25 protein-coding genes are annotated in these 25,997 nt (G+C 70.5%); 22 read left to right on the top strand and 3 right to left on the bottom strand.

Features of this window, described 5'->3' with window-relative positions:
- Window positions 1-10: 10 nt before the first annotated feature.
- Window positions 11-904, bottom strand: coding sequence for a RecB family exonuclease (locus AC07FK_RS20670; RefSeq protein ID WP_479106359.1), 894 nt, complete (start codon window positions 902-904; stop codon window positions 11-13).
- 176 nt (window positions 905-1,080) lie between these two features.
- Here AC07FK_RS20670 and AC07FK_RS20665 point away from each other — a divergent pair, with 176 nt between their 5' ends.
- The 3 genes from AC07FK_RS20665 to AC07FK_RS20655 all read left to right on the top strand — a co-directional run bounded on the left by AC07FK_RS20665 (window position 1,081) and on the right by AC07FK_RS20655 (window position 4,081).
- Window positions 1,081-2,304 (top strand): site-2 protease family protein, encoded by a 1,224-nt coding sequence (locus tag AC07FK_RS20665; protein WP_479106358.1) that lies wholly within the window; start codon window positions 1,081-1,083, stop codon window positions 2,302-2,304.
- A 79-nt stretch (window positions 2,305-2,383) separates the two neighbouring features.
- Window positions 2,384-3,292, top strand: coding sequence for a tRNA (adenine-N1)-methyltransferase (locus tag AC07FK_RS20660; RefSeq protein WP_138894557.1), 909 nt, complete (start codon window positions 2,384-2,386; stop codon window positions 3,290-3,292).
- 219 nt (window positions 3,293-3,511) lie between these two features.
- A complete protein-coding gene (locus AC07FK_RS20655) occupies window positions 3,512-4,081 on the top strand; it encodes a hypothetical protein (RefSeq protein WP_479106357.1) in 570 nt (189 codons plus the stop codon).
- A 4-nt stretch (window positions 4,082-4,085) separates the two neighbouring features.
- On the opposite strand, the gene AC07FK_RS20650 is transcribed toward AC07FK_RS20655, so the two are convergent.
- Window positions 4,086-4,406, bottom strand: coding sequence for a ferredoxin (locus AC07FK_RS20650; RefSeq protein ID WP_479106356.1), 321 nt, complete (start codon window positions 4,404-4,406; stop codon window positions 4,086-4,088).
- A gap of 241 nt (window positions 4,407-4,647) precedes the next feature.
- Here AC07FK_RS20650 and arc point away from each other — a divergent pair, with 241 nt between their 5' ends.
- The 5 genes from arc to prcA all read left to right on the top strand — a co-directional run bounded on the left by arc (window position 4,648) and on the right by prcA (window position 10,318).
- Window positions 4,648-6,414 (top strand): proteasome ATPase, encoded by a 1,767-nt coding sequence (gene arc / locus AC07FK_RS20645; protein WP_479106355.1) that lies wholly within the window; start codon window positions 4,648-4,650, stop codon window positions 6,412-6,414.
- Between the two features lie 246 nt (window positions 6,415-6,660).
- The gene (gene dop, locus AC07FK_RS20640; protein ID WP_479106354.1) at window positions 6,661-8,172 is read left to right on the top strand and encodes a depupylase/deamidase Dop; all 1,512 of its coding nucleotides are present in this window, start codon (window positions 6,661-6,663) and stop codon (window positions 8,170-8,172) included.
- A gap of 125 nt (window positions 8,173-8,297) precedes the next feature.
- On the top strand, window positions 8,298-8,516 hold the full coding sequence (locus AC07FK_RS20635) for a ubiquitin-like protein Pup (protein ID WP_028815460.1): 219 nt from the start codon (window positions 8,298-8,300) through the stop codon (window positions 8,514-8,516).
- 147 nt (window positions 8,517-8,663) lie between these two features.
- On the top strand, window positions 8,664-9,509 hold the full coding sequence (prcB, locus tag AC07FK_RS20630) for a proteasome subunit beta (RefSeq protein WP_479106353.1): 846 nt from the start codon (window positions 8,664-8,666) through the stop codon (window positions 9,507-9,509).
- Between the two features lie 59 nt (window positions 9,510-9,568).
- Complete coding sequence (gene prcA, locus AC07FK_RS20625; RefSeq protein WP_051338729.1) at window positions 9,569-10,318, top strand: proteasome subunit alpha; 750 nt, start codon at window positions 9,569-9,571, stop codon at window positions 10,316-10,318.
- Between the two features lie 72 nt (window positions 10,319-10,390).
- Here prcA and AC07FK_RS20620 read toward each other — a convergent pair whose 3' ends face one another.
- Complete coding sequence (locus tag AC07FK_RS20620) at window positions 10,391-11,443, bottom strand: LacI family DNA-binding transcriptional regulator (RefSeq protein WP_479106352.1); 1,053 nt, start codon at window positions 11,441-11,443, stop codon at window positions 10,391-10,393.
- Between the two features lie 121 nt (window positions 11,444-11,564).
- Between AC07FK_RS20620 and AC07FK_RS20615 the strand changes: the two genes are divergently transcribed.
- From AC07FK_RS20615 to AC07FK_RS20550, 14 genes are all read left to right on the top strand, one after another.
- Complete coding sequence (locus AC07FK_RS20615) at window positions 11,565-12,836, top strand: MFS transporter (protein WP_479106351.1); 1,272 nt, start codon at window positions 11,565-11,567, stop codon at window positions 12,834-12,836.
- Between the two features lie 9 nt (window positions 12,837-12,845).
- On the top strand, window positions 12,846-14,207 hold the full coding sequence (gene pafA, locus AC07FK_RS20610) for a Pup--protein ligase (protein WP_479106350.1): 1,362 nt from the start codon (window positions 12,846-12,848) through the stop codon (window positions 14,205-14,207).
- A gap of 118 nt (window positions 14,208-14,325) precedes the next feature.
- Complete coding sequence (locus tag AC07FK_RS20605) at window positions 14,326-15,276, top strand: FKBP-type peptidyl-prolyl cis-trans isomerase (protein WP_479106349.1); 951 nt, start codon at window positions 14,326-14,328, stop codon at window positions 15,274-15,276.
- A gap of 44 nt (window positions 15,277-15,320) precedes the next feature.
- Window positions 15,321-15,692 (top strand): FKBP-type peptidyl-prolyl cis-trans isomerase, encoded by a 372-nt coding sequence (locus tag AC07FK_RS20600; RefSeq protein ID WP_069929582.1) that lies wholly within the window; start codon window positions 15,321-15,323, stop codon window positions 15,690-15,692.
- Window positions 15,693-15,819: 127 nt separating this feature from the next.
- A complete protein-coding gene (locus AC07FK_RS20595; protein ID WP_479106348.1) occupies window positions 15,820-16,776 on the top strand; it encodes a helix-turn-helix transcriptional regulator in 957 nt (318 codons plus the stop codon).
- Window positions 16,777-16,799: 23 nt separating this feature from the next.
- Entirely contained in the window at window positions 16,800-17,774 is a 975-nt protein-coding gene (locus AC07FK_RS20590; protein WP_479106347.1) for a helix-turn-helix transcriptional regulator, read from the top strand.
- Window positions 17,775-17,787: 13 nt separating this feature from the next.
- Window positions 17,788-18,042 (top strand): hypothetical protein, encoded by a 255-nt coding sequence (locus AC07FK_RS20585; protein WP_479106346.1) that lies wholly within the window; start codon window positions 17,788-17,790, stop codon window positions 18,040-18,042.
- Window positions 18,043-18,059: 17 nt separating this feature from the next.
- The gene (locus tag AC07FK_RS20580) at window positions 18,060-18,257 is read left to right on the top strand and encodes a hypothetical protein (protein ID WP_479106345.1); all 198 of its coding nucleotides are present in this window, start codon (window positions 18,060-18,062) and stop codon (window positions 18,255-18,257) included.
- A gap of 217 nt (window positions 18,258-18,474) precedes the next feature.
- Complete coding sequence (tatA, locus tag AC07FK_RS20575; RefSeq protein ID WP_479106343.1) at window positions 18,475-18,765, top strand: Sec-independent protein translocase subunit TatA; 291 nt, start codon at window positions 18,475-18,477, stop codon at window positions 18,763-18,765.
- A gap of 55 nt (window positions 18,766-18,820) precedes the next feature.
- Entirely contained in the window at window positions 18,821-19,780 is a 960-nt protein-coding gene (gene tatC / locus AC07FK_RS20570; protein WP_479106342.1) for a twin-arginine translocase subunit TatC, read from the top strand.
- A gap of 18 nt (window positions 19,781-19,798) precedes the next feature.
- Complete coding sequence (locus AC07FK_RS20565) at window positions 19,799-20,704, top strand: diacylglycerol kinase (protein ID WP_479106341.1); 906 nt, start codon at window positions 19,799-19,801, stop codon at window positions 20,702-20,704.
- Between the two features lie 50 nt (window positions 20,705-20,754).
- A complete protein-coding gene (locus tag AC07FK_RS20560; protein WP_479106340.1) occupies window positions 20,755-23,574 on the top strand; it encodes a DEAD/DEAH box helicase in 2,820 nt (939 codons plus the stop codon).
- Between the two features lie 263 nt (window positions 23,575-23,837).
- Window positions 23,838-25,217, top strand: coding sequence for a cytochrome P450 (locus AC07FK_RS20555; RefSeq protein ID WP_479106339.1), 1,380 nt, complete (start codon window positions 23,838-23,840; stop codon window positions 25,215-25,217).
- Between the two features lie 79 nt (window positions 25,218-25,296).
- Window positions 25,297-25,938 carry a TetR/AcrR family transcriptional regulator gene (locus AC07FK_RS20550; RefSeq protein WP_479106338.1) on the top strand — a complete coding sequence of 214 codons (642 nt, stop codon included), beginning with the start codon at window positions 25,297-25,299 and terminating at the stop codon, window positions 25,936-25,938.
- The last annotated feature ends 59 nt before the right edge of the window (window positions 25,939-25,997 follow it).

Genomic DNA, 25,997 nt, shown 5'->3' with positions numbered 1-25,997 from the left:
GACTCCTTCTCTAGACCGCGTCCATTCTGCCCTGGCCGTCCCCGGCCGGATCGGCCGGGCGCACCGTCAGCTGCACGGGCAGCGGGTACGCCGGGGGAGTGCCGCCGAATTCCGGACACACCGCGCGGTGGTCGCACCAGCCGCACAGCTTGGTCGGCCGGGGCCGCCACTCACCGGTCTCCGTGGCCTGCTTGATGGCCTCCCACAGCGCGAGCAGCTTGCGCTCCACGCGCTCCAGATCCCCCTCGGCCGGGTCGTACGTCAGCACGTCGCCACTGCCGAGGTACACCAGCTGGAGCCGGCGCGGTACGACGCCCTTCCACCGCCAGATCACCAGCGCGTAGAACTTCATCTGGAACAGCGCGCCCTCGGCGTACTCGGCCCGCGGCGCCTTGCCCGTCTTGTAGTCGACGATCCGCACCTCACCGGACGGCGCCACGTCCACCCGGTCGATGATGCCGCGCAGCCGCAGTCCCGACTCCAGCTCCGTCTCGACGAAGAGCTCCCGCTCGGCCGGCTCCAGCCGGGTCGGGTCCTCCAGCGTGAACCACCGCTCGACCAGCTCCTCGGCCTCCACCAGCCAGCGCGACAGCCGCTCACCCTCCGGGTCCTCGGCAAACAGCTCTGTGAGCTGCGGCTTCGACTCCAGCAGCCGGTTCCACTGGCCGGGCACCAGAGCCTTGGCCCGCCCCGCCGTACGCTCCGTCGCCGGGACGTCGAAGAGCCGCTCCAGCACGGCGTGCACCAGCGTGCCCCGGGTCGCCGCCTCGCTCGGCTTCTCGGGGAGCTTGTCGATGACCCGGAACCGGTAGAGCAGCGGGCACTGCATGAAATCGCTCGCCCGCGAAGGGGAGAGCGACATGGGGCGCCGGGCCGCGTCGGCCCCACCGGAACTCGTCGTCATGCCCAAGACCCTAAGGGCCGCCACTGACAGCCCCGGCACCAATGGCCGCGAAAAGGCCGCAAGGGGGGAGCCGAGGCGGATCGCGCGGGGGCAGTCCGCATACCATCGACGGCAGACCCTCTCGCGCTGCGTGGCCGGCGGACGCCGCGCGAGGACGCTGCGGACGAAGGGCCCCTGTGAACGAGAGCGGCGAGCGCGACAAGCGCGGCGAGAGCGGCGGGAGCGGCGGCAAGCCGCAGAGCCCGCGCGAGCCGGGCGGCGGCCTCCTCATGGGCCGCCCGTTCGGCGTGCCGGTCTACGTCGCCCCCAGCTGGTTCCTCGTCGCCGCCCTCATCACCTGGGTCTTCGGCGGCCAGCTCGACCGCGTCCTGCCCGAGTTGGGCAACCTCCGCTACCTGGTCTCGCTCTTCTTCGCCGTCGCCTTCTACGCCTCCGTGCTGGTCCACGAGCTGGCGCACACGGTCGCGGCCCTGCGCTTCAAGCTGCCCGTGCGCCGCATCCAGCTCCAGTTCTTCGGCGGGGTGTCGGAGATCGAGAAGGAGTCGGAGACGCCGGGGCGCGAGTTCGTCCTCGCCTTCGTCGGCCCGCTGCTCTCGCTCGTCCTGGGCGGCGTGTTCTACGCCGGCATGCGCATCGTGGAGCCCGGCACGGTGCCCGGCGTCCTGCTGGCCGGGCTGATGATCTCCAACCTCATCGTGGCGGCGTTCAACCTGCTGCCGGGCCTGCCGCTGGACGGTGGCCGGATGCTCCGCGCCGTCGTGTGGAAGATCACCGGCAAGCCCATGAGCGGCACCATCGCCGCCGCCTGGGTCGGCAGGGCGCTCGCCGTCGCGGTCCTCATCGGCCTGCCCCTGCTCACCCACACCGGCGCCCTCGGCAACAACACCGAGGACATCGGCGGCATGGAGACCGTCACCGACGCCCTGCTCGCCGCCATCCTCGCCGCGATCATCTGGACCGGCGCCGGGAACAGCCTGCGCATGGCCCGGCTGCGCGAGCACCTCCCCGACCTGCGCGCCCGTACGCTCACCCGGCGTGCCGTCCCCGTCGAGTCGGCCACCCCGCTCTCCGAGGCCCTGCGCCGCGCCAACGCCGCCGGCGCCCGCGCCCTGGTCGTCGTCGACGGCCAGGGGGAGCCCACCGGCGTCGTCCGCGAGGCGGCCATCGTCGGCGTACCGGAGCACCGCAGGCCGTGGGTCGCGGTCAGCGGTCTCGCCCAGGACCTCACGGAGGACATGAAGATCGCGGCGGAGCTGGCGGGCGAGGCGCTGCTGGAGCGGCTGCGGGCGGCCCCGGCCACGGAGTACCTCGTGGTCGAGGAGACGGGCGAGATCTACGGCGTACTGTCCACCGCCGACGTGGAGCGCGCGTTCGTGTCGGCCATGGCCCGCCCGCAGTAGACCGCCCCGGCGCGGCCCGGCCCCTCCCGACGGGGCACCGCGGCGAATCGGGCCGTCAAAAGACCGGTAGGCTGGTCACATGTCCGAACCGACCGGTGCCGCCCGCCGTCGCGGCCCCTTCCAGGTCGGGGACCAGGTCCAGCTCACCGACCCCAAGGGACGCCACTACACGTTCACGCTCGAGGCCGGGAAGAATTTCCACACCCACAAGGGTTCCTTCCCCCACGACGAGCTGATCGGCGCCCCCGAGGGCAGTGTTGTCCGTACCACGGGAAACGTCGCCTACCTCGCGCTGCGCCCCCTGCTCCCCGACTATGTCCTGTCCATGCCCCGCGGCGCCGCCGTGGTCTACCCCAAGGACGCGGGCCAGATCCTGGCCTTCGCCGACATCTTCGCCGGCGCCCGCGTCGTCGAAGCGGGGGTCGGCTCCGGCTCGCTGAGCAGCTTCCTGCTGCGCGCCATCGGTGACCAGGGCATGCTGCACTCCTACGAGCGCCGCGAGGACTTCGCCGAGATCGCCACGCAGAACGTGGAGCGCTATTTCGGCGGCCCGCACCCCGCCTGGCAGCTGACCGTCGGAGACCTTCAGGACAACCTGACCGACACCGACGTCGACCGCGTGATCCTGGACATGCTCGCCCCGTGGGAGTGCCTGGAGGTCGTCCGCAAGGCGCTCGTCCCCGGCGGCATCCTCTGCTGCTACGTGGCCACCACCACGCAGCTGGCGCGCACCGTCGAGTCCATCCGCGAGATCGGCTGCTTCGCGGAGCCGACCGCCTGGGAGTCGATGATCCGCAACTGGCACGTCGAGGGCCTGGCCGTCCGTCCCGACCATCGGATGATCGGTCACACCGGCTTCCTCCTCACCGCCCGCCGCCTCGCGGACGGCGTGGAGCCGCCGCTGCGCCGCCGCCGTCCCGCCAAGGGCGCGTACGGCGAGGACTACACCGGCCCCGGCAGCGAGAGCGGGTCCGCCTCCCGCGGCTGACCCGGCAACGAGCCAGCGCCGCCGCCGAGTTCCCCGACCGACCGGGGAACTCGGCGGCGGCGCTTTTCCGTTACCGGCCCGGGTGCTTTCCGTCACCGGCCGTCGCCCCGCCGGAACCTCACGTGCCGGTCACCGGTACGGACCCTGCCGTTCCGCCGCGCTGTGACGTGTGGCACTATGCTCGCCACCCCACCGGTACAGCCCCAGGAGACATCCGGCGTGCAGACCTCCGCAGCCCTGGACCTCGCGCACACCCGGCCCCGCCCGGTGCACTGGCTCGCCACCGCCGCCGCCATGGCCGCGGTGGTGGCCGCGGCCGGTTTCCTCCAGCCCGAGGCCGCCACCGCCTCCCAGACGGCCCCGGCGGCGGCATCCGGGCCGGTCAGCGCCGCGGCGGCGCCCGCGCCCGACGCGGCGGGCGCGGTGTATCCACTGGAGTGCCACGGGGAGAAGCCCGCCGTGGTCGAACAGGGCTCCGGCGACCTCGACGGCGACGGCCGGCCCGAGACCGTGGCGGTCGTGCGGTGCGTCTCAGGGATCGGCACCCCGCCGAGCGGCGTCTTCGTGCTGAGCGGGCCCTCGCGCGTCGTGGCGACCCTGGTCGACCCGGCCGACGGGCTGGGGATCAGCGATTTCGCCGTGGGCGGGGGAGCGGTCTCCGCGACGCTGCTGGGCTACTCCTCGCCGGATGTGCCGCGGTGCTGCCCGGACCGGCGGGAGAAGGTCAAGTGGCAGTGGAAGGGCGGCAAGTTCGCCCGGACCGTCCTTCCGGACGCGCGCAGTATGTGATCCGTCACTCCGCGTCGGGACCGTAGACCTCGACCTGGTCCGCCACGCGCCGCACGTGGATGCAGTCGCCCGGGCACTCCTTGGCCGAGTCGACCACGTCACGGAGAAGAGTCAGCGGGACGGGCGTTGTGGCGCCCGGGCTCTGCAGCAGCTCGTCGCCGGGGCTCTTCACGTAGGCCAGGCCGTCGATGTCGAGCTCGAAGACCTCGGGGGCGTACTGGACGCAGATGCCGTCGCCGGTGCAGAGATCCTGGTCGATCCACACCTCGAGCGGGTCGCCCGTCTGTGCGCCGTCGTCGGTGGGAGCCTTCTGCTGCACGGTCATATCTCCTGCCGTTTTCTGCGCGGTTGTAGCAATTCGAGCCAGCCCTGACGGGTGTTGAACACTTCGACGATACAACCGGCCGCTTTCCGATGTTGATGGGTGGGTATTCCCCTGACGTGAGGGAGTACGCAAGGGTGAAGATCGGACACACCCCGCAGTCTTTGTGATCTAGGGGTTTCAACCCGCACCCGCCCAGGTAGGGTCAGGAAGCGTCCAGCTCCCCTTGGAGGAGGTGAGGACCGTGGCAGCCCACGACGACGACATCAACCGCGGCATCCGGCCCGGGCGAGGGTCTGAGGACCCCGCCGGACAGGTTGCCTATCTCGAGCAGGAAATCGCCGTCCTGCGCCGCAAGCTCGCCGACTCTCCGCGTCATACGAGGATTCTCGAAGAGCGGATCGTCGAGCTGCAGACCAACTTGGCCGGCGTGTCCGCTCAGAACGAGCGGCTCGCCAATACGCTCCGTGAGGCCCGCGACCAGATCGTGGCCCTCAAGGAAGAAGTCGACCGGCTCGCGCAGCCGCCGGCCGGCTTCGGTGTCTTCCTCACGGCGAACGAGGACGGCACGGCCGACATCTTCACCGGTGGCCGCAAGCTACGGGTGAACGTCAGTCCCAGCGTGGAGCTCGAAGAGCTCAGGCGTGGCCAGGAGGTCATGCTCAACGAGGCCCTCAATGTGGTCGAGGCCATGGAGTTCGAGCGCGCCGGGGAGATCGTCACCCTCAAGGAGGTCCTTGAGGACGGCGAGCGCGCCCTGGTGCTGGGGCACACCGACGAGGAAAGGGTGGTGCGGCTCGCCGAGCCGCTGCTGGACGTCACCATCCGCCCCGGCGACGCCCTGCTGCTGGAACCAAGGTCCGGTTACGTCTACGAGGTCATCCCCAAGAGCGAGGTCGAGGAGCTCGTCCTCGAAGAGGTCCCGGACGTCGACTACGACAAGATCGGCGGTCTGGGCAGCCAGATCGAGATGATCCGCGACGCGGTCGAGCTTCCGTACCTCTACCCCGACCTCTTCAAGGAGCACGAACTGCGGCCGCCGAAGGGCATCCTGCTCTACGGTCCGCCCGGCTGCGGCAAGACGCTGATCGCGAAGGCCGTCGCCAACTCCCTTGCCAAGAAGGTCGCCGAGGTGACCGGCCAGCCCGCGGGGAAGAGCTACTTCCTCAACATCAAGGGCCCCGAGCTCCTCAACAAGTACGTCGGCGAGACCGAGCGGCACATCCGCCTCGTCTTCCAGCGTGCCCGTGAGAAGGCGAGCGAGGGCACCCCCGTCATCGTCTTCTTCGACGAGATGGAATCGCTCTTCCGCACCCGCGGCTCCGGTGTCAGCTCGGACGTGGAGAACACCATCGTCCCGCAGCTGCTCGCCGAGATCGACGGTGTGGAGGGCCTGGAGAACGTCATCGTCATCGGCGCCTCCAACCGCGAGGACATGATCGACCCCGCGATCCTGCGGCCCGGCCGGCTCGACGTCAAGATCAAGATCGAGCGTCCGGACGCGGAAGCGGCGAAGGACATCTTCGCGAAGTACCTCCGCTCCACCCTGCCGCTGCACTCGGACGACCTGGCCGAGCACACCGGCTCCAGGGAGGCCGCGGTCCACGGCATGATCCAGTCGGTCGTCGAGCAGATGTACGCCGAGTCCGAGGAGAATCGCTTCCTCGAGGTCACGTACGCGAACGGCGACAAGGAAGTCCTGTACTTCAAGGACTTCAATTCCGGCGCGATGATCCAGAACATCGTCGACCGGGCCAAGAAGATGGCCATCAAGGCCTTCCTCGACCAGAACCAGAAGGGTCTGCGGGTCTCCCACCTCCTCCAGGCATGCGTGGACGAGTTCAAGGAGAACGAGGACCTGCCGAACACCACCAACCCGGACGACTGGGCCCGTATCTCCGGCAAGAAGGGCGAGCGGATCGTGTTCATCCGCACGCTCGTCACCGGAAAGCAGGGTGCGGACACCGGACGCTCCATCGACACGGTGGCGAACACCGGTCAGTACCTGTAGATCGCAGACGGGCTGCGGGTACCCGCTGGGGTATCCGCAGCCTGCTGTTTTCCAGTCACACCGGCCGCCACAGCGAAACACCAGGGCAATGACGGAATTGATCTCCCTACCGGGGCAGAGGCGTTCTAGGCTCTTCGGTACCGCCGAGTCGCGCAGTGCGGGGCCGGGCGCCGCACACGCACCGGAGAACCAGCGGTACTTGAGTGCCGCCCCCGTCCGGGGGCGACGCCGGGCAAGGAGGGCCGCATGACCGTACGGCGAGTAATGGGCATCGAGACGGAGTACGGGATCTCCGTCCCCGGCCACCCCAACGCCAATGCCATGCTCACCTCGTCCCAGATCGTCAACGCCTACGCGGCGGCGATGCACCGGGCGCGCCGCGCCCGCTGGGACTTCGAGGAGGAGAACCCGCTGCGGGACGCGCGAGGCTTCGACCTCGCCCGGGAGGCCGCCGACAACAGTCAGCTCACCGACGAGGACATCGGCCTGGCCAATGTCATCCTTACGAACGGCGCGCGGCTGTACGTCGACCACGCGCACCCCGAGTACAGCTCCCCGGAGGTGACCAGTCCGCTGGACGCGGTGCTCTGGGACAAGGCCGGCGAGCGGATCATGGCGGAGGCCGCCGAGCGGGCCGCGCAGCTCCCCGGCGCCCAGCCGATCCACCTCTACAAGAACAACACAGACAACAAGGGCGCGTCCTACGGCACGCACGAGAACTATCTGATGAAGCGGGCGACCCCCTTCTCGGACATCGTGCGCCACCTGACGCCCTTCTTCGTGTCCCGGCAGGTCGTGACGGGTGCGGGCAGGGTGGGGATCGGCCAGGACGGCCACGAGCACGGCTTCCAGATCAGCCAGCGCGCCGACTATTTCGAGGTCGAGGTCGGCCTGGAGACCACGCTCAAGCGCCCCATCATCAACACCCGCGACGAGCCGCACTCCGACGCCGAGAAGTACCGCAGGCTGCACGTGATCATCGGCGACGCGAACCTCTCCGAGATCTCGACGTACCTCAAGCTGGGCACGACGTCCCTGGTGCTGTCCATGATCGAGGACGGCTTCATCAACGTCGACCTGGCGATCGACCAGCCGGTGCGCACCCTCCACCAGGTCTCCCACGACCCGGCGCTGGAGCGGCTCATCACGCTCCGCAGCGGCCGGACACTCACCGCCGTCCAGCTGCAGATGGAGTACTTCGAGCTGGCGCGCAAGTACGTCGAGGAGCGGTTCGGCGTCGACGCGGACGACCAGACCAAGGACGTCCTCGGGCGCTGGGAGGACGTGCTGAACCGCCTGGAGAACGACCCGATGAGCCTGTCGGGGGAGCTGGACTGGATCGCCAAGCGGGAGCTCCTGGAGGGCTACCGCAGGCGCGACAGCCTGGACTGGGACGCTCCCAGGCTCCACCTGGTGGACCTCCAGTACGCCGACGTCCGCCCCGAGAAGGGCCTGTACAACCGTCTGGCGGCCCGCGGGAAGATGAAGCGGCTGCTGGACGAGGAGGCCGTGCTGCGGGCCGGTACGAAGCCTCCTGAGGACACCAGGGCGTATTTCCGGGGGCGCTGCCTGGAGCAGTACGCGGACGACGTCGCGGCGGCCTCCTGGGACTCCGTGATCTTCGACCTGCCGGGCCGGGACTCGCTCCAGCGCGTGCCCACGCTGGAACCGCTGCGTGGTACACGTAATCACGTCAAGGAGCTTCTCGACCGGTGCAGGACGGCGGAAGACCTGGTCCGGGTGCTCTCGGGCGGCTGAAAGGGCCGCCGGGTGGGAATCATCGAGATGGTCCCCACGCGTTGTGAAAGTACGGCGCGGATGTCAGACCCCGCTTGTAGGGTCTGATCAAGGACATCGAACCGAGCGAGCGGGGTGAGGTAGAGATGGCGACCAAGGACACCGACGGCGGACAGCAGAAGGCGACGCGCTCCACCGAGGAGGTCGAGGAGACCGCGCAGGACGCGCAGGCTTCCGAAGACCTCAAGGAGCGCCAGGAGAAGCTGTCGGACGACGTCGACTCCGTACTCGACGAAATCGACGACGTGCTCGAGGAGAACGCCGAGGACTTCGTGCGTTCCTTCGTGCAAAAGGGCGGGGAGTAGAGCCCGTTGTCCGTCCCGGTGGCCGTGGACCGAGGTCCGGCACACCGGGACGGATGACCGGCGGCCGTACGGGTATCGTCCCAGCACAGTTCGCAAGATCGGCCCGGCCTCCCAGTGGCGGGCCGCCGCCTATCCGGAAGGAAACGCGTGGAAGCCAACCCTCGTAGCACCGGGCGTCTGCCGGCTGCCTTCCTGACGCCCGGCTCGTCGTCGTTCATGGACTTCCTGGGCGACCATGCGCCCGACATGCTGCCCGGAAGGCGCGTCATGCCGCCCGTCAAGGGCGTCATAGAGGCCCCGCACGGCACGACGATCGTCGCCGCGGCGTTCCCTGGCGGCGTGGTGCTCGCCGGTGACCGGCGGGCCACCATGGGCAACATGATCGCCCAGCGTGACATCGAGAAGGTGTTCCCCGCCGACGAGTACTCGGCGGTGGGCATCGCGGGCACCGCCGGTCTGGCGGTGGAGATGGTCAGGCTCTTCCAGCTGGAGCTCGAGCACTTCGAGAAGGTGGAAGGCGCCCAGCTCTCCCTGGAGGGCAAGGCGAACCGGCTCTCCACGATGATCCGCAGCAACCTCGGCATGGCCATGCAGGGCCTGGCCGTCGTCCCGCTCTTCGCCGGCTGGGACGTCGACCGGGAGAAAGGCCGCATCTTCTCGTACGACGTCACCGGCGGCCGCTCGGAGGAGCAGGGGTACGCGGCCACGGGCTCGGGCTCCATCTTCGCCCGTGGCTCGATGAAGAAGCTCTACCGCGACGATCTGACGGAGCAGCAGGCGACCACGCTGGTGGTCCAGGCGCTGTACGACGCCGCCGACGACGACTCGGCGACAGGCGGTCCGGACGTGGCCCGCCGCATCTATCCGATCGTCACCGTGATCACCGAAGAGGGGTTCCGGCGGCTCACCGAGGCGGAGTCCTCGGAGCTGGCCCGCTCGATCCTCGAGCGGCGGCTGGAGCAGCCCGACGGTCCCCGGGCCGCGCTGCTCTGACGGCACCTGTGCTCCGCATCAACGTGATCGTGACAACGACAGAAAGGGACGGATAGCCGGTGTCGACGCCGTTCTATGTCTCACCCCAGCAGGCCATGGCCGACCGGGCGGAATACGCCCGGAAGGGCATCGCCCGCGGTCGCAGCCTTGTCGTGCTGCAGTACGCCGACGGCATCGTGTTCGTCGGCGAGAACCCGTCCCGCGCGCTGCACAAGTTCAGCGAGATCTACGACCGGATCGGCTTCGCCGCCGCCGGCAAGTACAACGAGTACGAGAACCTGCGGATCGGTGGCGTCCGGTACGCCGATCTGCGCGGATACACCTACGACCGCGAAGACGTGACGGCCCGTGGCCTCGCCAACGTCTACGCGCAGACCCTCGGCACGATCTTCTCCAGCAACGCGGAGAAGCCGTACGAGGTGGAGCTGGTCGTCGCCGAGGTCGGGGCCCGCCCCGAGGGCGACCAGATCTACCGGCTGCCTCACGACGGTTCGATCGTCGACGAGCACGGCTCGGTCGCGGTCGGCGGCAACGCGGAGCAGATCAGCAGCTTCCTCGACCAGCGGCACCGGGACGGGATGACGCTGGCGGAGGCCCTCAAGCTGGCCGTGCAGGCGCTCTCGCGGGACACCAACGGCAGTGAGCGGGAGATCCCCGCCGAGCGGCTCGAGGTGGCCGTCCTGGACCGTACGCGGCCGCAGGAGCGGAAGTTCAAGCGCATCGTCGGCCGTCAGCTGGCCCGCCTCCTGGAGGCGGACGGCGACGCGGCCACCCCCACCGACACCCCTTCGGACACCGAGGAGCCGTAGCCGCTCCGACATCACCCTCCGGGCGCCCCGGGCCGTCCAGCGGCCCGGGGCACCCGTGTGACGCCCCGCGCCTCAGGCCTGGGCGGTGGAGCCGCGGACCATCAGTTCGACGGCGATGTCGCCGCCCTCGGGCCGCCGGCCGTCCAGGACGGCCAGCAGCGCGGCCATGCCCCGCTCCCCGACCTGCTCGGCGGGCAGTCGCACGGTGGTGAGTTCCGGCTCCACGGCGGTCGCCAGGGCGAGGTCGTCGAAGCCGGTGACCGACACGTCCTCGGGCACCCGCAGACCGAGGCGGCGTACCGCCTTGCACGCGCCCGCCGCGACGATGTCGTCATCGCAGACCAGCGCCGTCGGCCGCGGACCCGGGCCGGTCAGGGCCAGTTCGGCGGCCCTTCTCGCACCGCGCACGTCCAGCGGCGCGTGCACCGTGTGCACCACGGCGTCGGGAACCCGGCGCAGAGCCTCCTGGAGAGCGGCCGCGCGCACGTCGAACGTCCAGGACCCCACGGCCGACGCGAGATGGGCGAACCGCCGGTGCCCGAGGGCGAGCAGATGGTCCGTCACCAGGCGCATGCCCTCGGCGATGGCGAGGTTCACGTACGCGGCGGCCCCAGGGTCCGCCGGGTCGCTGTCGAGCATCACGAGCGGCAGTCCCGTGCCCCGGATCGCGCCGAGCGCGCCCGTGGCCATGGAGGACGCGATGACCCCGTCCAGTGCCGCCTGCGCCGAGGCGAAGGGGTCCCTGGCCGGTCCGGTGCCTTCGGGCGACGGGTAGAGGACGACGCCGAAGTCGTGCTCGGCGGCCGTGCGGGCAGCGCCCGCGTAGACCCGGGCGAAGAACTCGTTGGTCAGCGCGGGCACGACGAGCAGTGCCGTCCTGGTCCTGCCCAGCCGCAGATTCCGGGCGGCCAGGTTGGGGCGGTACCCGAGCTCCCGCGCGGCCCGGCGCACTGTGTCCGCGGTGCGCTCCGAGACCCGGCCGCGCCACTTGTCGCCGAGCACCAGCGAGACGGTCGCCTGCGAGACGCCCGCGGCGCGGGCGACGTCCCTGCTGGTCGGGGGAGTGGGGGGCGTCCCGGCGCCTGCGGCGGCGGTGTGGTCCGGGGGGCCGTCCGGGCTGGTCACTCGTGCCTCCGCAGCAAGGGCTCTTCGCCGCGAGGTGGACCCGCGGTCTGGCTCATGGTACGTATGACATCTGACGTTATACGTAAAACTTCGGCGTGCGCCGGAGTGGAGAGGGGCAGACATGGCCGCGGGATACGCGGAACTGCTGAGGACGCGCCACGCCGCGCGACTCCTGGCGGGCACTCTGGTGGGGCGGCTGCCCAACGCCACCGCCCCCATCGCGATCGTGCTGCTCACCCGCGCCGAGGGCGGCAGCTACTCCCTGGCGGGCGGTCTCGCCGCCGTGTACGGCCTGGCCAACGCCGTGGGGCAACCGCTGCTCGGCCGCGCCGTGGACCTGTACGGCCAGCCGCACGTGCAGCTTCCCGCCGCCGTCCTGTCCGCGCTCGGCATGGTCCTGCTCACCCTCTCCGGAATCGACCCGCTGCCGCCGGCGTACGCCGCCGTGATCCTCGCGGGCGTGTTCACCCCGCCCCTCGAAGGGGGCCTGCGGGCCCTGTGGCCCGACGTGCTCGGCCGTGAGGACCGGGTGCACCGCGCGTACGCCATGGACGCGGTCGCGCAGGAGATCATGTTCACCGTCGGCCCGCTGCTCGTCACACTGCTGGTGGCCCTCTGGTCGCCGGCGGCGGCGCTGCTGGTCATCAACGCCATCGGCGTGCTGGGCGCGCTCTCCGTCGTCGTCTCCGAGCCGTCGCGCGCCTGGCGCTCGGCGCCCCGCGAGGCGCACTGGCTGGGCGCCCTGCGCTCGCCCGGCCTGCTGGCCCTCCTCGGCTCGTTCTTCTTCGTCGGCCTCGCGCTCGGTTCCATCACCGTGGCGGGTGTCGCGTACGCCGACGACCACGGCCGCGAGGCGGTGTACGGGTGGCTCATGGCGGCGCTCGGGCTCGGCGCGCTCGTGGGCGGCATGGCGTACGGCGCCCGGCAGTGGGCCGGCGCCCCCGAGCGGCGGCTGCGGTTCATCGTCGCCCTGCTCGCGGCCGGTTACCTGCCGCTGATGCTCACCCCCGGCATCCCGGCGATGGTCGTGCTCGCCGCCGTCTCCGGCGTTTTCCTCGCCCCGGCGCTCGCCTGCGCGTTCATCGTCGTCGACCGGCACGCCCCGCGCGGCACCGTCACCGAGGCGTTCTCCTGGCTGGTCACCACCTTCGGCGTAGGCGCCGCGGTCGGAACCGGAGCGGCCGGACCGGCCGTCGAGTACGGCGGCACCGCGGCGAGCTTCGCCGTCGCGGCCGGGGGCGGAGTGGCCGCGCTGCTGGTGCTGCTGACCACCCGGCGGGTCCTCACGATTCCCGTCGCCGCTCCCCTTCCCCAGGACTCTGTCGCAATCCCTTGCGAAAATGATCGAATCGGAGCGGCCGAACCCGGTTTCAGGACAGGCCATCAGGCGTAATGTTCAGTCATGGACCGCCGCATTTTCGGGCTGGAGAACGAGTACGGCGTCACGTGCACGTTCAGGGGACAGCGCCGACTGTCTCCTGACGAAGTGGCGCGCTACCTCTTCCGCCGTGTTGTGTCATGGGGCCGCAGCAGCAATGTCTTCCTGCGGAACGGCGCCCGCCTCTACCTCGACGTGGGATCGCATCCGGAATACGCAACTCCCGAATGCGACAACGTGACCGAGCTCGTCACCCACGACAAGGCCGGCGAGCGCATTCTCGAAGGCCTGCTCGTCGACGCTGAACGCCGCCTGCACGAGGAGGGAATCGCAGGCGACGTCTATCTGTTCAAGAACAACACCGACTCTGCGGGAAACTCCTACGGCTGCCACGAGAATTACCTGGTTGCCCGCCACGGAGAGTTCTCCAGGCTCGCGGACATCCTCATCCCGTTCCTCGTCACCCGGCAGCTCATCTGCGGCGCCGGCAAGGTGCTGCAGACCCCGCGCGGCGCGGTCTTCTGCGTCAGCCAGCGCGCCGAGCACATCTGGGAGGGCGTCAGCTCCGCGACGACCCGCTCCCGGCCGATCATCAACACCCGCGACGAGCCGCACGCCGACGCCGAGCGCTACCGCAGGCTCCACGTCATCGTCGGCGACTCCAACATGTCGGAGACGACGAACCTCCTCAAGGTGGGCGCCACCGACCTCGTCCTGCGCATGATCGAGGCGGGCACGGTGATGCGCGACCTCACCCTGGAGAACCCCATCCGGGCCATCCGCGAGGTCAGCCACGACATCACCGGCGCGCGCAAGGTACGCCTGGCCAGCGGACGTGAGGCGTCCGCCATAGAGGTACAGCGCGAGTACTACGAGAAGGCCGTGGACTTCGTGGATCGCCGCGGGATCCGCACCGGCACGGTCGAGCAGGTCCTCGAACTGTGGGGCCGCGCGCTCGACGCCATCGAGGCCGAGGACCTCGACCGGATCGGCACCGAGATCGACTGGGTCATGAAGTACAAGCTCATCGAGCGCTACCGCGCCAAGCACAACATGACCATGTCGCACCCCCGGGTCGCCCAGATAGACCTCGCGTACCACGACATCCACCGTCGGCGAGGGCTGTACTACCTGCTGGAGAAGAAGGGACAAGCCGCTCGCATCTGCAACGACTTGAAAATCTTCGAAGGCAAGTCGGTGCCGCCGCAGACCACCCGCGCGCGGCTGCGCGGCGACTTCATCCGCAGGGCCCAGGAACAGAGGCGGGACTTCACCGTCGACTGGGTGCACCTCAAGCTCAACGACCAGGCACAGCGGACCGTGCTGTGCAAGGACCCCTTCCGGTCGGTCGACGACCGGGTGGAAAAGCTCATCGCCGGTATGTGATCCGGCCATTCCGGGATCTCCGGAACACGACCCGGGCCCCGCACGTTCCTCGTGCGGGGCCCGGGCCACGCCTTAGAGTGGCGGGCGACTACTGTGCCGTCTGAGATCTGAGGAACACGTGCGCCGACTTGCCGGCCTACTTGTCGTCCCCCTGCTGCTGCTCTCTACAGCGGCGTGCGGCAGCGACGACAAGGGCTCCGACTCCACCTCGTCAAAGAACGGACTGCCGGCGATCACCGCGGGAGCCAAGTTCGGGGAGAAGCCGACCCTCGCCAAGGGGGAGGGTGATCCGCCCAAGGAACTGAAGACCGAGGTCCTCAGCAAGGGCAAGGACGATGCTGCGACCCTCAAGAAGGGCGACGCCATCGAGGTGAACTACCTCGGCCAGCAGTGGGACTCCACGAAGCCCTTCGACAACAGCTTCGACCGCAAGCAGCCGTTCCCGCTCACCCTCGGCGCGGGCATGGTCATTCCCGGCTGGGACAAGGGTCTGGAAGGCCAGAAGGTCGGCAGCCGCGTCGAGCTGGTCATCCCGCCGGAGCTCGGCTACGGCGCCCAGGGCCAGCCCCCCACGATCAAGCCCAACGCCACCCTCGTCTTCATCGTGGACATCCTGAAGGCGAAGTCCATCCCGGCGTCCGCCAAGGGCACCGCGGTCGCGCAGGACAACATCGACCTGCCGAAGGTCGGCACCAACACCGACGGCAAGGCGCCGAAGGTGACCGTGCCGAAGAAGTCGGACCCGCCGAAGAAGCTGGTCTCCAGCTACGTACTGGAGAGCGACGGCCCGGCGGTGAAGGACAGCGACACCGTCTCCGTCGCCTACCAGGGGCTGCTCTGGAAGGACGGCAAGCTCTTCGACAGCACCTACGCGCAGGGCAAGACGCAGCAGTTCGCACTGCCGCAGGTCACCCTGAAGGGTCTCAAGAACGGACTGATCGGCAAGAAGGCCGGCAGCCGCGTGCTCCTCGTCATCCCGCCGGACCAGGCCTTCGGCGACAAGAAGCAGCAGTCCATCCCCGCCAACTCCACGCTGGTGTTCCAAGTGGACATTCTCGCGGTGATGTAAGACTGTCCAGGTTGCCCAGTTCGTAGTACAGAGGAGCATTTTCCGTGAGCATCGAGAAGCCCGAGGTCGACTTCCCGGGTGGCGAGCCGCCGAAGGACCTGCAGATCAGGGACATCTGGGAGGGCGACGGCGAGGTGGCCAAGGCGGGTCACAACGTCAAGGTCCACTACGTGGGTGTGGCCTTCTCCACCGGTGAGGAGTTCGACTCCAGCTGGAACCGCGGCACCCCGCTGCAGTTCCCGCTCGGTGCCGGCCGCGTCATCGCGGGCTGGGACCAGGGTGTGCAGGGCATGAAGGTCGGCGGCCGCCGAGAGCTGATCATTCCCCCGCACCTCGCCTACGGCGACAGCGGCGCCGGCGGCGTCATCAAGCCGGGCGAAACGCTGATCTTCGTCTGCGACCTGGTCGCGGTCTGACCGAGGCGCTCTCTGATCAACTGAGAGCGGTACGAGGGCCCATGCCGTCCGGCATGGGCCCTCGGCTTTTGCCGCGACACCCCGGGGCGGTACGGTCGAGGGTCGAAGAGCAAGAGAGAGGGTGCCGATGGCGATCGCCAAGGCCGAACGGTTGATGAACCTGGCGTTGTGCCTGCTCGGCACCCGGCGCCCGCTCAGCAAGCGGGAACTGCGGGCGTCCATCGAGGCGTACCTGGAGGCCGGCACCGACGAGTCCTTCAACCGGATGTTCGAGCGCGACAAGGACGATCTGCGCGAACTCGGCCTGGTCATCGACACTGTCGAGAACCTCGACGGCGAAGCCGGCTACCTGGCCCGTCGCGACAGCAACCGCCTGCCCGCGATCACCCTCGACGCCGAGGAGGCCGCCGCCCTCGGCCTCGCCGCCAAGGTCTGGCAGCAGGCCCGGCTCGCCGGCGCCGCCAGCGGCGCCCTGCAGAAGCTGCGCGCGGCGGGCATGCCGGAGGCGGAGGACCCCTACGAAGGCCACCAGAGCGCGCTGGAACCCCGCATCCCGGTCCACGAAGCGGCCTTCGAACCGCTGATGCTCGCCTGCCGCGACCGGCGCCCCGTCGTCTTCGACTACCGCAAGGCCAACGCCGCCCGCCCCGAGACCCGGCACGTCGAGCCGTGGACGCTGGAGTGCTGGCGCGGCCACTGGTACCTCGCCGGCTGGGACCGCGAGCGCGGCGCCGAGCGCGTCTTCCGGCTCTCCAGGATCACCGGGAAGGTCCGCTCCCGCGCCGGTGCCTTCACGGCCGAGGTCCCGGACGTGGTGACCGTGCGCGAGACCGTCGAGAGCTGGGCCGGCGAGACCGCCACCCGCAGCGCCCTGATCAAACTGCGCCAGGGCTCCGGCTACCCGCTGCGGGCCAGGGCCACCGCCGTACGGGACCTGGGTGACGGCTGGGACGAGCTGGCCGTTCCGTACGGTCACGGGCTCGACGCCTGGCTCGCGGAGCTCGGCCCCGAAGTCGTCGTACTGGAGCCCGCGGACCTGCGGGCGGACGTCGTGGACCGGCTGCGCGCCGTGGCCAAGGACTGAGAAGGACTGAGAGGAACGCCTTCATGGCCACGAACGCGATCGACCAGACCCGGCGGATGCTCTCCCTGGTGACGTATCTGCGCGAGCGCCCCGGCGCGCACGTCAGCGACGTCGCCCGGGCCTTCGGAATCACCGAGGACGAGCTGATCTCCGACCTCGACGTGCTGCCCATGTGCGGCACCAGCTTCCGGGGCGGCGACCTGCTCGACATCGACACCGACGGCGACCGGATCTGGTGGCGCAACCCGGACGCCTCCGGCTCCAGCACGGCCGAGCCGCTGCGGCTCGCCGCCGACGAGGCGACCGCGCTGCTTGTCGCCGCCCGCGCCGTCTCCACGCTGCCCGGCCTGCGCGAGGGCGACCGCCAGGCGCTGCTGCGCGCCACGGCGAAGCTGGAAGCCGCGGCGGGGGAGGCGGCCGGCGCCAGCTCCCGCCTCTCGGTGACCTTCGAGTCCGAGGGCGGGGTCTTCGCGGACGTCGACCGGGCGATCGCGGAGCGGCGCCGGCTGTGGCTGCGCTACTACTCGCCGGCGCGCGACGAGCTCACCGAGCGGGAGGTGGACCCGATCCGGCTCTTCGCCGTCGGCCACACCTACATGGAGGCGTGGTGCCGCCTCTCGGAGGCGCGGCGTACGTTCCGGCTCGACCGGGTGGCCGAGATCAGGCTGCTCGACGAGCCGTCGGTGCCGCCGGAGATCGAGCTGCGGGACCTCTCGGAAGGGCTCGTGCACCCCTCGGCGGACGATCCCGAGGTCGTGGTGGAGGTCGGGCCCGGCGGGCGCTGGGTCGCCGAGTACTACCCGCACGACAGGGCGGACGAACTGCCCGACGGCGGTCTGCGGATCACCCTGCGCACCCCGGAGCCGGCCTCGCTGCGGCGGCTCGCGCTGCGGCTCGGCAGGGACGGGCACATCGTGTCGCCGCCGGAGCTGGCGGTCAGCGCGCGGGAGGCGGCCCGCGAGGCGCTCGCCGCGTACGAGAGCGCCGGCCAGGTCTGAGGAGAGGGTGGACATGACGCTACTGCCAGCTATCCCCACGCAGGTGGGCCCGGTCCTCTTCAAGGCGGGCTGCCCCGACTGCGGCGCCCGCTTCGAACTGTCGGCGGGCTCGCTGCGCCTCGCGATCGGCGCCAGCCGCCGTACGACCTTCTACTCCTTCACCTGCCCGGAGTGCGAGGCGGCGGTGCGCAAGCCGGCCGGGGAGCGGATCGTCGAGCTGCTCACGGGGGGCGGAGTGCGGACGTTGCGGCTCCACTCGACCGTCTGAGCGTCTAGGCTCTGCGCATGCTCTGGCCGATGCTCGCAATCGCTCTTGGTTTCTGTGGTCTTGCCGTACTGGGCGTGCTGGCGATCCGCGTGTTCGTCGAGGTCCAGCGCCTCGGACGGCAGGTCGCCACCACCTCGCGGGAGATCAACCGAGCCGCGGAGAACCTGGAGCGCGCGGCGGAGGACCTGGCGCGCACCGGCGAAGCATGGCGGTAGCCCGGCGCGGCTGCGGCCGGTCCCGGGCGGGGGCGTACGCTGGTCGGGCGGCTCCTGAGCGAGGCGCGGGCCGCAATCCGTAGTACGCACGGGCATTGCCCCGCGTTTACTCCTACGGGTTACGATCGCTTACAGCGTTGAAGGGCGGACACAGGTCCGACCGGAGGGACAGCCCCGTAGTACCAACCCAGCCGCCTCGGTGAGAAGGAAGTCGCACATGATCGGCAATATGAAGCCCCTCGAGATCATTCTGATCCTCGCCGTCATTCTGTTGCTCTTCGGTGCCAAGAAGCTTCCGGACATGGCACGTTCCCTCGGCAAGTCCGCTCGAATCCTGAAGAGCGAAGCCAAGGCGATGAAGAAGGACGACGAGGCGGCGGCTCCGGCGGACGTCACGCCCACGGCCCCCGAGCAGCATGCACCGGCACCGCGCACGATCAAGGCCGCGCCCGGCGACGTCACCAGCGCGCGTCCGGTGAACGACCCGAGCCACACCACACAGAGCTGACGCGGTTCAGCCGAAGCATCAACTGACAGCTGCCGCACGAGACGAGGGGCGTGGGTTGCTCAAGTCTGCCCGCAAGCAGGTGAAGGACGACGAGGGGCGCATGCCCCTCGCCGAGCACTTGCGTGAGCTGCGTAACCGACTGCTGAAGTCTGTGCTCGCCATCGTTGTCATGGTGATCGTCGCAGCGTTCTATCAGCGCGAGATCTTCCGGTTCCTGATGCAGCCGATCCTGTCCTCGGTCGGTTGCGTCGACGGCGCCCTCACCATGCGCAACGGCAAGCCGTGCGCGTCGATGACGACCAACGGCCTGCTGTCCCCCTTCACCATCGCGCTCAAGGTCTCGCTGATGGCGGGCGTGCTGGTGGCCACTCCGGTATGGCTCTACCAGCTCTGGGCGTTCGTCGCGCCCGGCCTGCACCGCGCGGAGAAGCGCTACTCGCTGGCCTTCGTGGCGGCGGGGGTCCCGCTCTTCGCGGGCGGCGCCTACCTCGCGTACGCGATCCTCCCGCAGACCGCCGAGATCATGCTCAGCTTCACGCCCGACGACGCGCAGAACCTTCTGCCGCTCGACGACTACCTCGACCTGATCACCCGCATGGTGATCGTTTTCGGTCTGGCCTTCGAGCTGCCGCTGCTGCTCATCCTGCTCAACATCACCGGCGTCCTCACGGGCACGCGCATGCTGCGCTGGTGGCGCGGGATGCTCGTCGGCCTCACCGCCTTCGCGGCCATCGCGACTCCGGGCGGCGAGCCGATCTCCATGCTGCTGCTGGCGGGCCCGCTGGCCGTCCTCTACTTCATCGCGGTCGGCTTCTCGCTGCTCAACGACAAGCGGCGGGCCCGCAACAACCCGGACGCCGAGCTCGACGACGACGAGGCGTCGCGGCTCGACCTGACGCCCGAGGCGATCGGGGAGATCGAGCCCGTGCCCGCCGCGCGCGCTCTGCCCGAGCAGGCAGGCAGCCCCGAGAACGCCGGGCCGAAGCAGCTGAACGGCTACGACGACATCACGTGACCTTGTAGGGTCCGCCGGGTGGCCAGTGAGATCACCCTCTTCGTCAATCCCACCGCCGGACGCGGCCGGGGCGCGCACGCCGCGCAGCCGGCCGCTTCCGCTCTGCGGGACGCGGGATTCTCCGTACGCACGGTCCTCGGCCAGGACGCGGACGACGCCCTGCGGCGGGCGCGCGACGCCGTGGCGGAGGGGACCGGAGCGCTCATAGCCGTCGGCGGGGACGGGATGGTCTCGCTCGCGCTGCAGGCCGTCGCCGGGACGCGGACGCCGCTGGGCGTGGTCGCCGTCGGGACCGGAAACGACTTCGCCCGTACGCTCGGCCTGCCCGTGCGCGACCCGGCCGGCGCCGGGTCCCTGGCCGCCGAAGCGCTCAAGGGCGGGCGGATCGCGGACGTGGACCTGGGGCGGGTGGGGGAGAAGTGGTTCGGGACCGTCCTCGCCTCCGGCTTCGACTCGCGGGTCAACGACCGGGGGAACCGGATGCGGTGGCCCAGCGGGCGGCTCAAGTACGATCTCGCGATGATCGCGGAGCTGGCCTCCTTCAAGCCCGTCCCGTACCGGATCACGCTCGACGACGGTGACGTGCGCGAGGTCGAGGCGACGCTGGTGGCGGTCGGGAACGGCACGTCCTACGGCGGCGGGATGCGGATCTGCGCCGGCGCCCGGACCGACGACGGGCTCTTCGACCTCACGGTGGTGGGGGACTGCTCCCGTACGACACTGATCAAGGTTTTCCCCAAGGTCTACCGGGGCACGCACCTCGGCCACCCCAAGGTCTCCGTGCACCGCGCGGCCAAGGTCGAGCTGGTCGCGGCCGGCGTCACCGGCTACGCCGACGGGGAGCCGCTGGGGCCGCTGCCGCTCACGGCAGAGTGCGTGCCCGGCGCGGTCCGGGTGCTCGGCGGACGGGTTTCTCCGGGCTGAATTAAAGATCGGGCTGACTGTCATACGTGGCGGGTAGGCTCGAAGACAAGATGACAGAGGACCTTTCTCCAGCTGAGCGTTACACCGCTGCCCGGATCCGCGCCGCCGAGCAGGCCACCGCGCTCGCCCCCTTCCGCGAGCTGTACGACTTCGATCTGGACCCGTACCAGGTCGAGGCATGCAAAGCCCTGGAGGCCGGGAAGGGCGTGCTCGTCGCCGCCCCGACCGGTTCGGGCAAGACCATCGTGGGCGAGTTCGCCGTGCACCTCGCGCTGGCCGAGGGCCGTAAGTGCTTCTACACCACGCCCATCAAGGCGCTGTCGAACCAGAAGTTCCAGGACCTTGTGCGGCGCTACGGCGCCGACAAGGTCGGGCTGCTGACCGGCGACAACAGCGTCAACGCCGACGCCCCGGTGATCGTCATGACCACCGAGGTCCTGCGGAACATGCTGTACGCGGGGTCGCAGGCGCTGCGCGGGCTCGCCTACGTGGTCATGGACGAGGTGCACTACCTCTCCGACCGGTTCCGCGGCGCCGTCTGGGAAGAGGTGATCATCCACCTCCCCGATTCGGTGACGCTGGTGTCGCTGTCGGCGACCGTGTCCAACGCCGAGGAGTTCGGCGACTGGCTGGACACCGTCCGCGGGGACACCGAGGTGATCGTCTCCGAGCACCGGCCCGTGCCGCTGTGGCAGCACGTGCTCGCCGGGCGGAAGATGTACGACCTCTTCGAGGAGTCCGACGACGGCAGGGGCGGCCGGCGTGAGGTCAATCCCGACCTGGTGCGCATGGCCCGCATGGAGAACAGCAGCCCGTTCGCGCGCGGCCGCGGCCGCGGGAACCTGCGGGAGGCGGACCGGGAGCGGGAGCGCAGGCAGCGCAGCCGCATCTGGACGCCTGCCAGGCCCGAGGTCATCGAGCGGCTCGACAACGCGGGCCTGCTGCCCGCGATCACCTTCATCTTCAGCCGGGCCGGCTGCGAGGCCGCCGTACAGCAGTGCCTGTACGCGGGCCTGCGGCTCAACGACCAGGACGAGCGCATGCTGGTGCGCGAGATCGTCGAGGAGCGGACGGCCTCGATCCCGGGCGAGGACCTGCACGTCCTCGGGTACTACGAATGGCTCGAAGGTCTGGAGCGGGGCATCGCCGCGCACCACGCCGGGATGCTCCCGACCTTCAAGGAGGTCGTCGAGGAGCTGTTCGTACGGGGCCTCGTCAAGGCCGTCTTCGCCACGGAGACGCTGGCGCTCGGCATCAACATGCCGGCCCGCTCGGTGGTGCTGGAGAAGCTCGTCAAGTGGAACGGCGAGCAGCACGCCGACATCACCCCCGGCGAGTACACCCAGCTGACCGGCCGGGCCGGGCGGCGCGGTATCGACGTCGAGGGCCACGCGGTGGTGCTCTGGCAGCGCGGAATGGACCCGGGGGCGCTCGCGGGCCTCGCCGGAACGCGTACGTACCCGCTGCGCTCCAGCTTCAGGCCGTCGTACAACATGGCGGTCAACCTGGTCGAGCAGTTCGGGCGGCACCGCTCGCGCGAACTGCTGGAGACGTCGTTCGCACAGTTCCAGGCCGACAAGTCGGTCGTCGGGATCTCGAAGCAGGTCCAGCGGAACGAGGAGGGCATCGAGGGCTACCGGGAGGGCATGACCTGCCACCTCGGAGACTTCGAGGAGTACGCGCGGCTGCGCCGCGAACTCAAGGAGCGCGAGACCGAGCTGGCCAAGCAGGGCGCGACGCAGCGAAGGGCGGCGGCGGCCGCCTCGCTGGAGAAGCTCAAGCCCGGCGACGTCATCCATGTGCCCACCGGCAAGTTCGCGGGACTGGCGCTGGTGCTCGACCCGGGGCTGCCCGCGGGGCGCGCCAACGGGCACCGCGGGTTCGACCAGCACGACGGTCCGCGGCCCCTGGTGCTGACCGCCGAGCGGCAGGTCAAGCGGCTGGCCTCGATCGACTTTCCGGTGCCGGTGGAGGCGCTGGAGCGGATGCGGATCCCGAAGTCGTTCAACGCGCGGAGCCCGCAGTCGCGGCGTGACCTGGCCTCCGCGCTGCGGACCAAGGCCGGGCACATCGCGCCGGAGCGGCACCGCAAGCAGCGCGCGGCGGCGGCCGACGACCGCGAGATCTCGCGGCTGCGCACCGAGCTGCGCGCGCACCCGTGCCACGGTTGCGACGAGCGTGAGGACCACGCCCGCTGGGCCGAGCGCTACCACCGCCTCCAGCGCGACACCAAGCAGCTGGAGCGGCGCATCGAGGGGCGCACGAACACCATCGCCCGTACCTTCGACCGCATCTACGCCCTGCTGACCGAGCTGGACTACCTGCGCGGCGACAAGGCCACGGAACACGGCAAGCGGCTCGCGCGGCTCTACGGCGAGCTGGACCTGTTGGCGTCCGAGTGCCTGCGCGAGGGCGTGTGGGAAGGGCTCAAGCCCGCCGAACTGGCGGCCTGCGTCTCGGCGCTGGTCTTCGAGGCGCGCCAGGCGGACGACGCCGTCGCGCCGAAGGTGCCGACCGGGCCCGCGAAGGTGGCGCTGGCCGAGATGGTCCGCATCTGGGGCAGGCTCGACGCCCTGGAGGAGGACTTCAAGATCAACCAGGCCGAGGGCGTCGGTCAGCGCGAGCCCGATCTCGGCTTCGCCTGGGCGGTGTACATGTGGGCCTCCGGCAAGGGGCTCGACGAGGTGCTGCGCGAGGCGGAGATGCCGGCGGGGGACTTCGTCCGCTGGTGCAAGCAGGTCATCGACGTACTGGGGCAGATCGCGGCGGCGGCGCCGTCCTCGGCGGAGGGCAGCACCGTCACGAAGAACGCGCGCAAGGCGGTCGACGCCGTGCTGCGGGGCGTGGTCGCTTACTCGTCTGTGGGCTGACGGGTTGCCGAGTCGAAGCTGACGGGCCGGTGAGCCGACGGTTCGTCGGCCCGGGCGGGGTCTTCGGTGCGCCGCCCTCTCCTGGGCCTCGTGGGTGAGGCCGGAGGGGGCGGCGCACTGGTATGCGTGGGGTCAACGGGGCCTGTGTGACGCGTGGTTGAGAGTTGTCCACAGGGGTGGTGCGGTGTCGGACCTGTGCGCTTCCATGGGGTCATGCGCGGCGTACGACACGGTGTGCGCCACCTGAGCAGGGGAGACCCGTCATGACCACGGAAACCGGTGCCGACTCCGGCGTGCGGCCCAAGGGGCCGGGCGCGCCAGGGACGACCGTGGAGGGTCCGCGCGGGGTGCCGGTCCTGGGGAATCTGCCGCAGTTCGGGAAGGACCCGCTCGCGTTCTTCGAACGGCTGCGCGCCCGGGGGGACCTGGTGCGCTGGAGGTTCGGCCCGACACCGTCGCTGTTCCTCGCCGATCCGGAGCACATCGGTGAGCTGCTGAGGGAGACGGAGGGGACCTTCGACCAGCCGGACCTGGGCATCGCGTTCCGCACCGTGATGGGAAACGGGGTGGTGGTGGCGCGCGGACCGGAGTGGCGGCGGAAGAGGTCGCTGGTGCAGCCGTCCGTGCGGCCCAAGCAGGTGCGGTCGTACGCCGCCACGATGGCGGGGTGCACGGTGGAGCTCGCCGACCGGTGGTCGGACGGCGAACGGGTAGACATCAAGCGGGAGATGGCCGTCCTCACCCAGCGGATCGCTGTCCGCACCATCTTCGGCGCGGACACCGGCGCGGACGCCGACGCGATCGGGCGGGCGATGGATGTGGCGCAGCGGGAGATCGGCGCGGAGTTCAGCGGGATCGGCGCGCTGCTGCCGGACTGGGTGCCGACCCGGGGGCGGGCCAGGATCAAGCGGGCCGCGGAAGTCATCGACGCGGAAGTGGCCCGTGTGGTGGCACAGCACCGGCAGGGCGACGAGGACCGGCCCGACCTGCTGAGCAGGCTGCTCACCGCGCAGGACGAGACGGGGGCGCGGCTCTCGGACGCGGAGATACGCGACGAGACGGTCACCCTGTACATCGGCGGCCACGAGACCACCAGCAGCACGCTGGTGTGGGCGTGGTACCTGCTGGCACGCAACCCGAGGGTGCGGGAGGCCCTCGCCGGCGAGCTGGACCGGGTGCTCGGCGACCGCGAGCCGGGCTTCGAGGACTACGCGCGACTGACGTACGCGCAAGCGGTGGTGAAGGAGACGCTGCGGCTGTACCCCACGATCTGGCTGCTCACCGGGGTGGCCAGAGAAGGGGCGCGGATCGGAGGACTGCCGCTGGTGCCGGGGACGCGGGTGTGGAGCAGCCAGTGGGTCACCCATCGCGACGCCCGGTGGTTCCCGGAGCCGGAGGAGTTCCGGCCCGAGCGGTGGGATCCGGACACCGGCGACGAGATACCGGAGTACGCCTGGTTCCCGTTCGGCGGCGGGCCACGGGTCTGCCTCGGGGCGCGGTTCGCCATGGTCGAGGCGGTGCTGGTGCTGGCGGTGCTGGCGCGGCGCTTCGAGCTGGACGTCGACCCCGGGGAGATACGGCCGGCGCCGTCGCTCACTCTCCAGCCGGACCGCGAGGTACGGGCCACGGTGCGGGCCCGGTAGGGCACGGGCGGTGGGGGTGCGGCGGGGCGCCGGGCGCGCGCCGGGGCAGGTCAGCGGCCTGTGTGCGACGATCGGCGGCATGAGCACCACAGGACGGCGGGTCGGACGGCCGCGCGTCCGGCCACGGCCGGACAACGGATTGACGCCCCGTGAGGAACTCCTCGAAGCGGCGGCGGAGTTGTTCACCACCCACGGTTACGCGGCCACGACGACCCGGGCCGTCGCCGAGCGCGCGGGGATGCGACAGGCGACGATGTACCACTACGTCGCCGGCAAGGAGGAGCTGCTGGCCGGCCTGCTCGAGTCCACCGTCGCCCCGTCCCTGGCGCTGGCCCGCCGGCTGCTCGCCGACGGGACGGCCCCGGCCGAGGCGAGGCTTTGGCAGCTGTGCCGCTCCGACGTGGAGCTGCTGTGCGGCGGCCCGCACAACCTCGGCGCGCTGTACCTGCTGCCCGAGGTGAGGACCGAGGCGTTCTCCCCGTTCCGACAGGTGCGGGCGGACCTGAAGAAGGCCTACGGGCAGCTGCTCGCCGCGACCGAGGTCTGCGGCGCCCTCGGCCCGGACGAACTGGCCCTGCGTACGGACCTGGTCTTCGGGCTCATTGAGGGCGTCATCCTGATCCACCGCTCCGACCCGGGCCGCCCGCCGGAGTCGTTCGCCGCCGCGACGGCGGACGCGGCACTGCGCATCGCGGGCGTCGCGGAGCCCCCGGCCGGCTGAGGGGCGACGGCCGCCCGGGGCGCCGTGCGCCGGCACCGGCCAGGGGCGGCTGGGCCGCC

The organism is Streptomyces sp. NPDC046122 (assembly GCF_056429965.1).
Note: the sequence above shows the minus strand (reverse complement) of the source record. Positions and strands in the feature narration are given on the sequence as shown.